At 55.1% G+C, this 13,379-nt stretch carries 17 protein-coding genes; 15 read left to right on the top strand and 2 right to left on the bottom strand.

Annotation, left to right across the window (positions count from 1 at the left end; all coding sequences use genetic code 11):
- Positions 1-535 precede the first annotated feature (535 nt).
- From BUB27_RS01470 to tnpA, 3 genes are all read left to right on the top strand, one after another.
- A complete protein-coding gene (locus BUB27_RS01470; protein ID WP_143157763.1) occupies positions 536-958 on the top strand; it encodes an SHOCT domain-containing protein in 423 nt (140 codons plus the stop codon).
- A 4-nt stretch (positions 959-962) separates the two neighbouring features.
- The gene (locus tag BUB27_RS01465) at positions 963-1,403 is read left to right on the top strand and encodes a hypothetical protein (RefSeq protein ID WP_143157762.1); all 441 of its coding nucleotides are present in this window, start codon (positions 963-965) and stop codon (positions 1,401-1,403) included.
- 294 nt (positions 1,404-1,697) lie between these two features.
- Complete coding sequence (gene tnpA, locus BUB27_RS01460; protein ID WP_143157761.1) at positions 1,698-2,156, top strand: IS200/IS605 family transposase; 459 nt, start codon at positions 1,698-1,700, stop codon at positions 2,154-2,156.
- A 409-nt stretch (positions 2,157-2,565) separates the two neighbouring features.
- Here the strand turns inward: tnpA and BUB27_RS18825 are convergent, their stop codons facing one another.
- Entirely contained in the window at positions 2,566-2,718 is a 153-nt protein-coding gene (locus tag BUB27_RS18825; protein WP_159434724.1) for a hypothetical protein, read from the bottom strand.
- 365 nt (positions 2,719-3,083) lie between these two features.
- On the opposite strand from BUB27_RS18825, the gene BUB27_RS01455 reads away from it, so the two are divergent.
- From BUB27_RS01455 to BUB27_RS01430, 6 genes are all read left to right on the top strand, one after another.
- Positions 3,084-3,692 (top strand): hypothetical protein, encoded by a 609-nt coding sequence (locus BUB27_RS01455; protein WP_143157760.1) that lies wholly within the window; start codon positions 3,084-3,086, stop codon positions 3,690-3,692.
- Between the two features lie 398 nt (positions 3,693-4,090).
- Positions 4,091-4,459: a hypothetical protein gene (locus tag BUB27_RS01450; protein WP_143157759.1), complete on the top strand. Its 369-nt coding sequence runs from the start codon at positions 4,091-4,093 to the stop codon at positions 4,457-4,459.
- A 388-nt stretch (positions 4,460-4,847) separates the two neighbouring features.
- Positions 4,848-5,195: a hypothetical protein gene (locus tag BUB27_RS01445; RefSeq protein ID WP_143157758.1), complete on the top strand. Its 348-nt coding sequence runs from the start codon at positions 4,848-4,850 to the stop codon at positions 5,193-5,195.
- A 26-nt stretch (positions 5,196-5,221) separates the two neighbouring features.
- A complete protein-coding gene (locus tag BUB27_RS01440; RefSeq protein WP_143157757.1) occupies positions 5,222-5,770 on the top strand; it encodes a hypothetical protein in 549 nt (182 codons plus the stop codon).
- Between the two features lie 11 nt (positions 5,771-5,781).
- On the top strand, positions 5,782-6,216 hold the full coding sequence (locus BUB27_RS01435; RefSeq protein ID WP_143157756.1) for a hypothetical protein: 435 nt from the start codon (positions 5,782-5,784) through the stop codon (positions 6,214-6,216).
- Positions 6,217-6,701: 485 nt separating this feature from the next.
- Positions 6,702-7,220: a hypothetical protein gene (locus BUB27_RS01430; protein WP_143157755.1), complete on the top strand. Its 519-nt coding sequence runs from the start codon at positions 6,702-6,704 to the stop codon at positions 7,218-7,220.
- A 12-nt stretch (positions 7,221-7,232) separates the two neighbouring features.
- On the opposite strand, the gene BUB27_RS01425 is transcribed toward BUB27_RS01430, so the two are convergent.
- Entirely contained in the window at positions 7,233-7,547 is a 315-nt protein-coding gene (locus tag BUB27_RS01425; protein WP_143157754.1) for a hypothetical protein, read from the bottom strand.
- A gap of 631 nt (positions 7,548-8,178) precedes the next feature.
- Here BUB27_RS01425 and BUB27_RS01420 point away from each other — a divergent pair.
- From BUB27_RS01420 to BUB27_RS01395, 6 genes are all read left to right on the top strand, one after another.
- On the top strand, positions 8,179-8,619 hold the full coding sequence (locus BUB27_RS01420; RefSeq protein WP_143157753.1) for a hypothetical protein: 441 nt from the start codon (positions 8,179-8,181) through the stop codon (positions 8,617-8,619).
- 327 nt (positions 8,620-8,946) lie between these two features.
- Positions 8,947-10,275, top strand: coding sequence for a PH domain-containing protein (locus BUB27_RS01415; RefSeq protein WP_143157752.1), 1,329 nt, complete (start codon positions 8,947-8,949; stop codon positions 10,273-10,275).
- An 18-nt stretch (positions 10,276-10,293) separates the two neighbouring features.
- Positions 10,294-10,827 carry a hypothetical protein gene (locus tag BUB27_RS01410; protein ID WP_143157751.1) on the top strand — a complete coding sequence of 178 codons (534 nt, stop codon included), beginning with the start codon at positions 10,294-10,296 and terminating at the stop codon, positions 10,825-10,827.
- Positions 10,828-11,273: 446 nt separating this feature from the next.
- Positions 11,274-11,642, top strand: coding sequence for a hypothetical protein (locus BUB27_RS01405; protein ID WP_143157750.1), 369 nt, complete (start codon positions 11,274-11,276; stop codon positions 11,640-11,642).
- A gap of 22 nt (positions 11,643-11,664) precedes the next feature.
- The gene (locus BUB27_RS01400) at positions 11,665-12,084 is read left to right on the top strand and encodes a hypothetical protein (protein ID WP_143157749.1); all 420 of its coding nucleotides are present in this window, start codon (positions 11,665-11,667) and stop codon (positions 12,082-12,084) included.
- Positions 12,085-12,246: 162 nt separating this feature from the next.
- Positions 12,247-12,867, top strand: a complete 621-nt coding sequence (locus tag BUB27_RS01395; RefSeq protein WP_143157748.1) for a hypothetical protein — start codon at positions 12,247-12,249, stop codon at positions 12,865-12,867.
- The last annotated feature ends 512 nt before the right edge of the window (positions 12,868-13,379 follow it).

The raw sequence follows: 13,379 nt of genomic DNA, 5'->3' as shown, positions 1-13,379 counted from the left end.
AAGGACGCCCCCTTGAAACCCCCACTATAGTTTCAAGGGGGTTTCTTATTGCCCGGATTCAAGGCTGAATGCTTTAGGCCTTATGTTAACCGTGTTACGTTCTACCGCTCGCATTATCAAGTAGGCCCCAATGACTCCTGACTATTGACCCATGACAAGCCCTCAAGGCTTCCATGACCCGTTCCATCAAGCCGGGCTTCATCTAGCAGGTAATCCATCCTAATCTGAGTAATCTGTGGCTAGAAAAGTTTCATCTAGCCGGGTTTCATCCAACCCGCATTCGTGAGATTCGTGCGATTCGTGGTAAACAAAGCGTTTTAGGTGTTACGTGCGCTCCGCGCGCTTCATCCAGCTGGGCTTCATCATCTCAGCTTTCCGAAACTTCTGTTTATTCTGTGGTAGAATCCGTTTCATCTATCCGGAATTAGTAATCACCAATCAGTCATGCCCCGCAGGAGTTTCCACTGCTGAGATTATAAACTCCCCGCGCCTTTGTACTGTTAGCTCCGGCCCTGCCTGTGCTAGACAAGGAGGCATGGAAGACAACATTGCGGAGCAACTCGAGAAACTCGCCAAGCTGCATTCCTCCGGCATGCTCAGCGAAGAGGAGTTCGCCCGGGCCAAGGCCAGAATCCTCGACGAGGATGAAGCCCCGGATGCGGACCAGCCTGCACCCCAAGCTGAGAATGCTGAGTCCAGGCCGAAGCTCAACATGCCCTACCCGGATCCCGACCGCGACCCGCTCCCGCGCCCATTCAACCAAGTCTACCGTGACAATGACCTGGGCCGCGCCGCCAACCGCTGGGTCTCCCTGCAGACCGTCATGTCTGTCATTGGCGTGATCTTATTCTGCATCTTCGCACTCTCATTCTGCTCCACGCAGAGCAAATTCGAGCGCGACTTCGACCGCCGCTGGGACAGCTTCCCAGGCAATTCAAGCTCACCTCTTTCCCGCTAACAGCATGACATTCAAGCCCCTGATCCCACTCAGCGCCATCCTGCTGCTAGCCGCCTGCGCACCCAAAAAAGCACCGGCTCCACCCGCACCTTCCGCTCCACCCTCTATGAGCACGAAGGATGTAGCACACATCATCGAAAACTTTCATAGCTTTGTGTATGCCGGCACCGACTCCCGTTTCCTGCTGGAGATGGACAAGGCCGAGTACGATGCCTTTGTCTTCGCATTTCAAAACAAGCTAAGCCAGGTCGGCAGTGACAAGTTCGACTATCGGTCACAGAGAAGCTCCACTACGGGGAAGGACGACAAGCTCGCCTACTTCGCCACCCAGCTGGGGCGCGACAAATACGCTGACCTCACCATCACCGGCACCATGGATTTCACCAACGAGCGCCTGCTCATCCGCGTCTTCCACACCGACATGCACCCCTACCAAGAAGACTAAGCCAAAGCGCCATCAGCACCATATCCTGCCAGCCTAATCTTTTGGGTTATCCCATCCTTCCAGATCCGATCTCGGCCAAAGCTCCATCTAGCCCAGCTTTCCGTACCTTCCGTGTCTTTTGGGTTATCCCCAATAGAACCCCAAAGGGGTTCCGCATGTTAGCCCAGGGTTGCGGGCCGAAGGGTCGCTACCCTGGGTACCGTCATAAAAAGATAATACGACCCCAACGGGGTCGCGCAACTCGACTGTTAGGAAGCTTCTGGAGTTCCAAAGAGATTTGGTATATCAGGCTCTATGCCCCAGTCCTTTTGCCAATGCTATCTTCATGTGGTCTTCTCTACCAAGGAACGTTATCCCTTTTTATCAGACCAAACCTTCCGGACTAAAACCCATGCTTATCTGGCCGAGGTGGCGAAGCGTCTCGGCTGCACACCTGTCCAAGCTGGCGGGGTAGAAGATCATGTCCACCTCCTATGTATTCTTGGTAAGCAGGTAGCATTGACCGCGCTCGTGAAGGAGCTGAAACGGGCTTCCACCAGATGGATCCGGGAAACAGGCGGAGCTGGATTGGAAAAATTTTCCTGGCAGTCGGGCTACGGAGCATTCTCAGTTTCGGCATCCGCGGTGGACGAGGTAAAACAATACATTCTCCACCAAGAAGAGCATCATCAGCAGATGAGCTTTCAGGATGAGTACCGCAGTTTGCTCACCAAATACGGGGCAAAGTTCGATGAAACCTATGTGTGGGACTAAGCCAGCGTGATCTTGCGCGACCCCGTTGGGGTCGTGGGTTGTGGGGGGCCAGGTTCCTAGGGTAGCTTCGCTGCACGAAGCAACCCTAGGCTAACATGCGGAACCCCTTTGGGGTTCTCCCATCCATGCCAGACCCCACCTCCTTCAGGTTTCACGTACCCGTTCCATCAAGCTGGGCTTTATTCTTTATACTAGATACTAAATACTCCCCGCAGGGGCCGTAATCTGTGGCTAGAAAAGTTTCATCAGGCGGGCCTTTATCCTTCCCACTTTTTCCTCCACACTCCCCGCAGGGGCTCCATTCGTGGTCAAAGAAGCTACCCACCCACAGCCGCTCCTTCTGTGTATTCCGTGGTGGGAAAGGTTCCACCCAGCAGGGCTTCATCAAGCAGGCCCCTGCGGGGAGTGTTCAGTAGGAAGCAGGCAGTATATAGTACTGCTTGATGAAGCCTGCGCGCCCCCCTTGGGTGTTCTTTCCTGCGGCATGGGTCAAGAGAGGGTACGGGCTGTAGCGGGTAGGGAGTAGCGGGTAGCGGAAATTTCCTGGGGAAATTTCTTCCATACCTGATCCCTCCTGCCTGTTTGCGTGACAGCTCTCCGGTTTACCCGGAGAGGCTACTTCCTACTCGCTACTGGCTACGGTCTCGAATGATCTAATCGGCAACGTCCTCGGAGGTCTCCCAATGACTCGTGACCATTGACCGATGACGCGCCCTGCGGGCGCACATTCTCTCCTAGCCAGAGTGTGCCCGATCTGCTTCCATCATCACTGCCGTTTTGCTGATGCATCCAGGCCTTGCCATAGCTGCATTTCCCGGATTGGTCGCTGCGTACCCGCGTAGCACGACCAAGGGCGGCAGCGTGCCGGAATCTTCACCTAGCCCATTCGCGCGCTGACAAGCCGGGCTTGCTGTGCTATGGATAAGGATGTCTGTCTTGCCTCGCTGTGTGTGTCGGCAAGTCCTCTGGACGAACCCAGCTTCTAACATGATTATGAAATCCCTGCCCATCATCGCGCTCCTACTCTGCACCCCCGCGCTCCACGCCGAGCCGCTCACCAAAGCCGAAGTCCTGCGCCACAGCAGCGCCGATAGCGACCTCGCCTACTGGGGCAACTACAACGGCATCAACTTCCCCAAGCTGATGGAAAACTGCCTCAACCACCGCAACCAGCGCGACCAGACCAATGCCTGGAAGATCCTCGTGCACTTCCTCCACTCCTGCGGAGCCGACGGCGCGGCCGGCGATGCCCTCAGCCTGGTAGGTCCGGGTGCCGCCGCCCAGGTGGAGGACGACAGGCTGGTCCACATCCTCTCCCAGATCCCGCGCGATCATTGGCAGAACATCCCCTTCGATCCAGCCCACCGCTTCGGCTACGACAAGCTCTCCGAGCAGGAGAAAGAACAGCTCAAAAAAGAACAACCCCTCCTGCACGCCCTGATCGCAGACACCCTGCTGCGCCGCAACGACTACGCCGCCTGGAAAGCCGCCAACGACAAACGCCAAGCCCAGATCAAGGCCCTAACCAGTCATTAAGCTGGCTTGCCAGCTTGTCATCGGTCAATAGTCAGGAGTCATTGGGGTTTCATCTAACCGAAATCAGTCATCAGTAATCACCAATCAGTAATGCCCCTCGGGCCTTCCATCTAGCCCGATTCGTGAAATTCGTGCGATTCGTGATTAAAGAAAAATCCCCACCGGCAGCCCGTTCCATCTAGAAGGGTTTCATCCAGCACAGTCTTTCCGTGCCTTCTGTGTATTCCGTGGTAGAAAAGTTTCATCAGGCAGGCCTGAATACTTTCTACTTCATACTGAACACTCCCCGCAGGGGCCGTAATCTGTGGCTGAAATGTTTCATCAGGCGGGCCTTTATCCTTCCCACTTTTTCCTCCACACTCCCCGCAGGGGCTCCTTTTTCCTAATTACTTCATTTCATGAAAGAACGCCTGAAACGCTTCCTGTCCAGCCGCCCTGTCTGGTATTTCCTCGGACTCCTGACCTTCCCCATCCTCTCGCTGATCTGGACCCTCTGCTGGCCCAGCCCCAAAGACGCCATGGGCCTCTTCCCCGGCTATTACGAGGAATACGACAGCACCTACACCTTCAACGGCGACCACGAGTATAGCCTCAAATTCCCCGGCGACCGGGAGAAATTCCTCAAGTTCGTCCGCGCCATGGACCTGGAGCACCACAAGCTCTCCGACACCGAATACAAAGAGGCCGGCAGTGACTGGGAACGCTCCGCCGTCTTCGTAGAAGACGACCAACTCCGCACCATCCGCTACAGCTCCTCCAGCCATTAAGCTGGCAAGCCAGCTTGTCATCGGTCAATAGTCAGGAGTCATTGGGGTTTCATCTAACCGAAATCAGTCATACCCCGAAGGGACCTACCCCAAAGGGGTTCCGTATTCCAGCCCGGGGTCAGCGACCATCGGGAGCGCCACCCCGGGAAACTCACCCAAAAAAGAACACGACCCCAACGCGGGTCGCGTATGTTCCATCTAGCCAGAATCAGTCATCAGTAATCACCAATCAGTAATGCCCCAGAGGGGCAATGTTCCCTCTAGCCCGAAATCCATCCAAATCTGCGTAATCTGTGGTGAGAATTGATTCATCAAGCTAGGCTTCATACTTTATACTTCCTACTTAACACTCCCCGCAGGGGCACCTTTCTCCTAATTACTCTCATTCATGAAACCTCTATATCCTTTCCTTAGCCTCACCTTGGCCTGCTGTCTCGGTGTATCCTGCCAGCAGGATAAACCAGCAGCAGAAGTCGATAGTTCCCCACCTGAGACGCAGCCACAGAATACGACGCCAAAGGCCGATAAGCAGCGTGAGATCAAGAGAAACATTGAGTCTGACGACTCGCCATTAAGTAGCGAGTTCGAGACAGTACAAGTCAGCCGCGATCTTCTCGGTCCAGTCTCCTTCCAGCCAACCATCAGGGAATCCGGGATCGAAAAACCTGTCTTTCAGCCGCCCAAAAATCCAAATCCAGTTAAGGGTATCTTACCCATTCCCGAGGAGAACGAATAGCTGCTGCTGAAATCTTTCTAACACCCATGAAACTCCCGCACCCTATCCAAGAAGCATTCGATCGAGAGATCAAGTTCCTCACTGATGAGCACGGTGAGTGGAAGCTCGAACTCGAAGGCAATGATTCCTACATAGAAGAAACTCTCGGGAAAGAAGTGTCCGTGATCGGCAACAACGGCTTTGGCGATTACCTCTTTCTGGAGATAGATCCTGCATCCCAGTCACCTCAACTCCCCCTCTACATCTTCTGGCATGAGGGCCAAGAGGTGCAGCCAGTCCAGACAGAGCTCGAGTGCTATCTGGGCCTGTGTCCCTATCCGCCCTCATCCACCCAGGCACCAAGCTTTGCGGATGGCTCCATGGTTTGCTTGGGGGACGAAGTGGAGTTCTTTTCATTCTTTCGTAAAAAACGAGGCAAGGTGAGCTACATCACCGGTCTTTCACCTCTCGACCACAAGGTGGAAACACTCGGCATCCCAGCCATCGAGGTTGAACTGCCCTGCGGCACTCGCTACGCTATCTCCGCTACAAACCAAGGACATCGTCTCAAGAAATCCGTGAGAAAACTCAACTGAGCTATAAAGCCATGCAAACCCACTTCACCAAACTAAGACGCCTGATTCTGCTATCCGCAGTGTCCACGCCTGTGCTTTCCTTCATCGCCTTTCTCGTCTTCGCCGCGGGCCAGGAGGCCGTCGGGCTGCTGATGGGCCTCACCGCCTTTTTGGTGGCAAATGCTTTTCCCCATGAAAAGCCAATGAAGGATCCTAACAAGGAATCGCAATGGAAGCTATCCCATGTCCTCCAGCTCATCCCTGCCATGCTGGTAAGCATCTGGCTAGTGCAGCGCCCTAGCTTCCAGCTCCTGCTTGATGATGCCTGGGCCAGCCTCTGGGACTGGCGCGTCATCACCGCCGCGGCCATCTGGCACGCCCTCTGGCTGCGCTCCTCCTACCGCAAAGCCACCACCCTCGAGGACACCTCCATCATCGCCATCTACACAGAGCCGGAGAAGTCCTAACAAGAGCATCCTCCTTCCTCCACCCCTCCGGGGTGGTATGGGTGGGGGCACGCGTTCCCGGGGTTGCACTTGCCCAAGGGCAAGCTGACCACCGCGCTCTGTTCCATCATCCCTCCGGGATGCAAGCCCGCAGGCTAGCCACAATCAGTAATCAGTAATGCCCCAGAGGGGGTTCCATCTAGCCCGATTCGTGAAATTCGTGCGATTCGTGGTTAAAAAAATCCCCACCAACAGCCCGTTTCATCTAGCCCGAAATCCATCCAAATCTGCGTAATCTGTGGCTGAAATGTTTCATCAAGCGGGCCTTTATCCTTCCCACTTTTTCCTCCACACTCTCCGCAGGGGCCGTAATCTGTGGCTAAGTAGGTTCCATCAAGCAGAGCCTAATGACTAGTGACCCTTGACCGATTACGAGGCCTCAGCCCTCCTACTGGTACAGCCACGCGGTACAGCCACGCCCTTCCGAAAGATTAACCAGAGTACCCATGCAAACATCCCACATCCAGAAACTGATCGACGACGCACAGTTCGTTGACCTCTTTGACGACAATGCCGAAGAATCCTTCTATGGCTACATCATCCAGCAGTCAGAAGAACTGATCCAACTGGAGGTCTATGACAGTGAGGGGCGCTCTGAAGGCACCATGATCCTGGACAAGGAAGACGTGTCGCGCATCCGCTGGGGGCATACCGAAGCCACCCTTACCGAACAACTGATCGGCCAAAGAGTGGATTCACCGAGCATCGATCTCCAGTCCCTCTGTCAGACCGCCAGATCTATCAGCCAGCACTATGGCTATCTTTGCCTCACACTAGGATCCTATGGTACGGACAAGATGTACATCGGCCAGATTCACGAAGATGAAGAGGAGTCACTCATCATGCACGAATACGGCACCAGAGCACGACATGAGCGCAGCTTCCTCCTGCTCAGCTGGGGTGATGTGACCCGGGTCCAGGCAGGTGGGATCTATGAGCACAATCTACACCAGCTCTACCATTAGGAAGCCCTCATCCTATCTCAATCTCTTCTTCCCCTGCTGCCGCAGAATATCCGCATGCACTCGACCCGGCCGGAACGCCAGCCAGAAAGCCCACCCGTAGGGAAACAGAAACACTACCGCCAGACTCACCATCAGTGGGGACTTCCCCCTCTGCTCCGCATCCCGCCACGCCCAGCGCCATAGGAAAATCCCGGCAGCCAGCACCACCCCGAGATGAATGAAGAATAGTAGATACTTTTGCAGAAACTCCACAGCCATACTCCACCACATCCCGACTTGCCCCACCACTACAAAATCGCCTTCTATACAGAGCCGGAGAACTAACATCCTTCCTCCACCCCTCCGGGGTGGTATGGGTGGGGGGCTACGCGTTCCCGGGGTTGCACTTGCCCAAGGACAAGCTGACCACCGCGCTAAGTTCCATCATCCCTCCGGGATGTAAACCCGCAGATTAACCATCGGTCAGGGGGCAGGACTTTATCTCCTCCTTACAGGTAGCATAAAGCGTAGCCAGTAGCAGGTAGCGAGTAGCCAGAGAACCCCAAAGGGGTTCCGTACGTTAGCCCGCGGGTTGCGAGCCGCAGGATCGCTACCCCGGGAACCTGCATTAAAAAGAACACGACCCCAACGCGGGTCGCGTATGTTCCATCTAGCCAGAATCAGTCATCAGTCATCACCAATCAGTCATTCCCCGCAGGGGTTCCCTCTAGCCCGAAATCCATCCCAATCTGCGTAATCTGTGGCTGAAATGTTTCATCAGGCGGGCCTTTATCCTTCCCACTTTTTACTCCACACTCACCGCAGGGGCTCAATTCGCGCGATTCGTGGTAAGAGAAAAAATACCCACCAACAGCCCGTTTCATCTAGCCAGCTTTCCGTACCTTCTGTGTAATCTGTGGTAGAATCCGCTTCATCTAGTAGGGCTTTATTCTATATTCTTGATTCTAAATTCTCCTTCATGCAAAAAGCCATCAAATGCCTGATCGCTCTGCCCCTGGTGCTGGCTGTCCTGTTCGCCATCGTCTGGGCGGGCTATGCGCTGCATGAGCACTTCGGGGAGCCGGAGAGCCGGGAGATCGTCATTCGCTCAGCCGGGCAGCACAATCCCCTCCAGCTGGAACTCTCCGCCGCCGGCAATGACTACATTCGCCGCAAAATCCTGGCCGACCAGACAGAGACCGGCACCATCACTCTGAGGGATGGCGAAGTCGTCTGCTACTGGTTCCGCTCCCACCATCTCTGCTCAGACATGGGCACCACCTTGTTCCGCTTCCCCGGCGGGGAGGACTTCTACCTCAGCGGCTACTTCTGCTGCGAGGTCAGCTTCCCGCAGGATTCATTCGCCTCCGCCCAGGAGCTCAGCACTTTCCTCCAAAGCGTGGACGGCACCCAGCCGTGATTTTCAAGTAGGCTTCATCCTGCCACAATCAGTCATCAGTAATCACCAATCAGTCATCCCCCTCGGGGTTCCATCTAGCCCGATTCGTGAAATTCGTGAAATTCGTGTGATTCGTGGTAAGAGAAAAATACCCACCAACAGCCTGTTCCATCAAGCTGGGCTTTATTCTTTATACTAGATACTAAATACTCCCCGCAGGGGCCGTAATCTGTGGCTGAAATGTTTCATCAGGCGGGCCTTTATCCTTCCCACTTTTTCCTCCACACTCCCCGCAGGACTTTCTCCTCTATCCTTTAAACTAACTACTCCCCGCAGGGGCACCCTAACATGATCAGAACCTACCTGGACAAATACATGCAGAGCTGGTGGATGCCATCTCTAGCCTACCTCCTCCTGTGTGCACTCAGCATCTTCACATTGCTGTTAGGAAAACCGCTCGAAATCCTTTCCTTGTATCTCTTCTCCCCCCTGGCGTTCATTTCCTTTATTGGCATCATGATTACCTGCTTCTGGAACCTGAACCAGAGAAGATGGGGAGCAGGCATTTTCAATGGCCTGGCCGTGATTATCTGTCCCGTGATCACCGCCTTGACTACGTCTGCCATCCTGTTCGGCGTCATTTTGTCTGGCCCCAGCGAGGACGGCTTTGCAGATAATCTAAGCATCCCGACAGATATCGAGCTCTCCGAGCCAGAGACCCATGCCTCCCCCCTCGGCGTCACCAGCGAGCAGCAAGATGAACTTCAGAAAATGGTGCGGGCCGCGCTGGAGAAACCCGGCGGACAGAGCAGCCAGTTTGTCCCCAGCATGCCCTCGCTGCGCAGCGCCGCCACAGACCACCCGGATCTCTTCCGCGCCTATGTGGAGGCTTCTCCGGACTGGCATGTCTTTGGCGAGAGCGGCAATCACTTTGCCTCCCGCAGATGGAGCTACGCCGGAGACCCCGGAGACACCCTGCACGGCTACATCTCGGATTTCGGCGGCGGCTCTGACTTCCAGACCCGCTGCCTGATCTGCCTAGACCGCAAGCCCTGGAGCCGCTACTCCGTACAGCATGTGCAGGAGGGCACACACCTGGTGCAGCCAGACATGACCGAGGGAAATAGCCTGCAGGAGAGCCGGGTCATGATCGAGTGCGGGGGCGTCTGGGTAGAGATCTTTGAGCAATCCTCCGCCCCGGAGCGCCGCATCACCCAGGCCACGATCGCCGCGCTGGAAAAGGAATTCGCCGAGTTCCAGCAGGACCCCGCCGCCGCGCTGGAGCAAGCCCGGTCCAGATCCCGCGAGCTGGCGCGCAAGCTCGCCTCAGCAGATAACCATCCCATCCTCCTACTAGAAGGCATGCAACCCGGCATCTATAAGGCCGTCTACGCAGTGAATCCAGGCGAACCCGGCTACGTCTACCTGAAGGCCTACGAGATCACCCAGGGCACCCGCTTGTCCGAGTCCAGACTCACAGACGCCACCAAAACCCGCATGGCCTGGTCCAGCGACCCCGACGAACGCTTCGGCGCCAAGACTGGCTTCACCATCTACGAAGGCTACTGGGGCAAGCCCTACGCCGCCCGCTTCGAGGTCTGGTTCATCCCCGACTCCGGCCAGCCCGAACGCAAACTCGCCGAGCGCAACTACAAGATCGAAGGCTGGCAACGTTAGAAGCTAACACACTGTCTCATGAAATACCGCTGGATAATCATCCTTGCTCTCCTGATCCTCTCCATAACGGGACTAGGTGTGATATCCTACGCCTACATGGAACCCCAATCCCCGAGTGGCCTCAAATACCTGAAGTTCAAGTATGATCCCAGCGAGCCAGATCTAGAGAGTATCTCTAAACAACTGTTCCTGACCAACGGAGGCCATATTCCTCCCACCTTTGATGACTTCCTGTTTGAGCGGTTGAATCATGCAACGATGGATTCAGAGGAATACAAAAACATCCTCGGCTTCTATGCAACCCAATCCAGATACTCTCGCGCTGGTCGAAACATCTACGCCAAGGGAGAAAGCTATCTCCCCTCGATCATCACCTATGGTAAGCAGGCCTTAACAGAAGAGCGCCAGACCGGCTTTCTCTTCCTCGCCTACGGCATTGCCAAAAAGAAAGAACTCTACAAACCCTCTCTCTATGGTGACCAATCCCCCCTTGAGTACTTGCAGTACATTGAGAAAGGCCGGTTAGACGAAGTCTACATCTCTAGTCCATAAAGAGCTATCCCCAGCAAAAAGGGAGTCATTAAAACCGTCACACTCAGAGAGCACGATGAATCTCACCCTTCCTCCACCCCTCCGGGGTGGTATGGGTGGGGGCACGCGTCCCCGGGGTTGCACTTGCCCAAGGGCAAGCAGAGCTTAGCTTCATCGTCCCGGTCTTTTTCCTTTCTCCTCTATCCTTCCCACTCCCCGCAGGGGCCCCATCTAGCCAGAATCTGTTCCCATCTGCGTAATCTGTGGCTGAAAATGTTCCATCAGGCAGGGCTCTATTCTCTATTCGTGATACTAGATTCTCCCCGAAGGGGTACCACCGATGAGAAAGACGTGATCGCCGTCCGCGGCGCCTCGGTACCGGAAGAAATTCTGCAGCAGTTAGACTAGCATCGATAACAGAACCTTGTAGCTATTAAGCATTTCCTGATAGAAATGGCTAACTTCTTATGACTACTCACACGCTCACAGGAACCTGGTTTATCAGCGGCATTGGCGAAGCTGAGAATGAAGTCGGCATTCTGGCTCTCCTGACAGACGGGCGTGCAATTCAGTTCCCTTCATCCACTGCTAAGCCCCGCCTGAATCAAACCATGCGCCTCTGGTACCGCTATGAGAGCGCTACCTTGCTTCGCTTCAGTCTGAAATATGGCGAAGAGGGATGGATCCGGACTATCGAAGAAACCCATGACGGCTGGATTATGAGCGATGAAAGTGGCATCCACAAATTTCCCTGCATCATCGCCCCAGAAGACGCCTTACCTGAATGGTACCCCGAACTACTGGAGAAAAATCTGGATAGAATGAACAAGCCATAGCTTTCCCTATTTACCCAACCCCATGAAAACCATCTTCACAGTCCTCAGCAGCCTCACCGCCCTGCTAGTATCATGCAAGCAGGAGCAACCCAGCGCGGCCGAAATCATCCGGGAAGCTGAGAGAAGAGGTCTGCTCGTGAGAGAAGACCCCGAAGCCGCTCAAGAAGCCACAGATGCCCTGGTCTCTCTCCTGAGGAAGGATCACACGGGGCAAGGCGATTTCGAATATCGCGAGCTGCAAGTGCTCGACACCCCCCGGCAAATCACCCTGGTACTCTACCGGACAGATCTACGCTCTGCCCAGACACAGCAGGCCGTGAAAACCATTCTACAGCAACACCCGCTGGATGCCATCCAGCTCGCCGAGGAAAAGCTCATCCAGAAAGAGCGCGGCCCAAGGCTGGTCTATAGCGGAGTGAAATACCACCTCGCCAATGACTAGCTAGCGCTTGAGCCAGTCGAGCAGATCAAACCCGGACTCATCGGTAAGATCAAACGCTGACAAATGCGCTTGGTCGTGCTACCCTCTTCGATTGCTTGGTCCTGGAGACCTCTCTTAGAGACCGGCGACCAAGTCCGTTTTGCAATAACAGCCCCCCATACGATGAAAAAAGTACTGACCCTCACTCTGGCCGCCCAGCTTGGCTTCATGGCCCTCCCCCTCTCCGCGCGGGACCCTAACGAGCCCTACAAGACCCCGGAGCAATTGCTCAGCTTACCCAGCGAATACAATCCAGCCGATCTGAAAACTCTGGCGGCGAAGGAGAACAGGACTGGCAGGGAGAACTCCACTTTGTCGCGCCTGATCCTCATGGCTGCGGTCAAAAAGGATGCTTCCTGCGCGGATCTTCTCAAAGACAAAGAGCTCCTGAAGAATGAGCAAATCAAGCTGGCACTCGCAGCCTACGACTACAACCTGAACCAATCGCGTGCGGCGCTGGACACCATCTTTGCCCGAATGGCCATCGATCCCATGGGAGGCGATGTGGATTCCATCGTGGCCCTAGGCGTGGTCGATGAGTGGGATCTCAGCATCCGGGCATTCCAAAAGCATTTCTACCATACCGACGGAGCAGGCGCCCACTGCATGCGGTATTTCCTGAAGATGCGCGCCACCTTAAACCCGGAAAAGTACGCTTCCTTGAAGGACAGCTTCAAGTACGCCCGCATGAAGACGACCTATGAAGCCTACCTGCCCGACCCATCCGAGCAGAACCAGGAATAGCGCTCAAGGCCAGAAACTTCCTTCCTCCACCCCTCCGGGGTGGTATAGGTGGGGGGCACGCGTTCCCGGGGTTGCGCTTGCCTAATGGCAAGCTGACCACCGCGCTAAGTTCCATCATCCCTCCGGGATGTAAGCCCGCAGACTAGCCATCGATCAGGGGGGCAGGACTTTATCCCCTCCTTACAGGTAGCATAAAGCGTAGCCAGTAGCAGGTAGCGAGTAGCCAGAGAACCCCAACGGGGTTCCGGAACTTAGCCAGGGGTTGCTAGCCACAGGATCGCTACCCCTGGAACCTGGCCCAAAAATAGATACGACCCCAACGCGGGTCGCGTATGCTTCATCTAGCCAGAATCTGTTCCAATCTGCGTAATCTGTGGCTGAAAATGTTCCATCCGCAGGGTTCCATCGTACACAATCTTTCCGTGCCTTCCGTGTATTCTGTGGTAGAAAAGGCTACATCCAGCAGGGATCCATCTAGCCCGATCCGTGAAATTCGTGCGATTCGTGGTGGA

The sequence above is a fragment of the Rubritalea squalenifaciens DSM 18772 genome, from assembly GCF_900141815.1.
Taxonomy (GTDB): Bacteria; Verrucomicrobiota; Verrucomicrobiia; order Verrucomicrobiales; family Akkermansiaceae; genus Rubritalea; species Rubritalea squalenifaciens.
The sequence above is the reverse complement of the archived record's forward strand: the minus strand, read 5'-3'. Positions and strand labels throughout refer to the sequence as shown.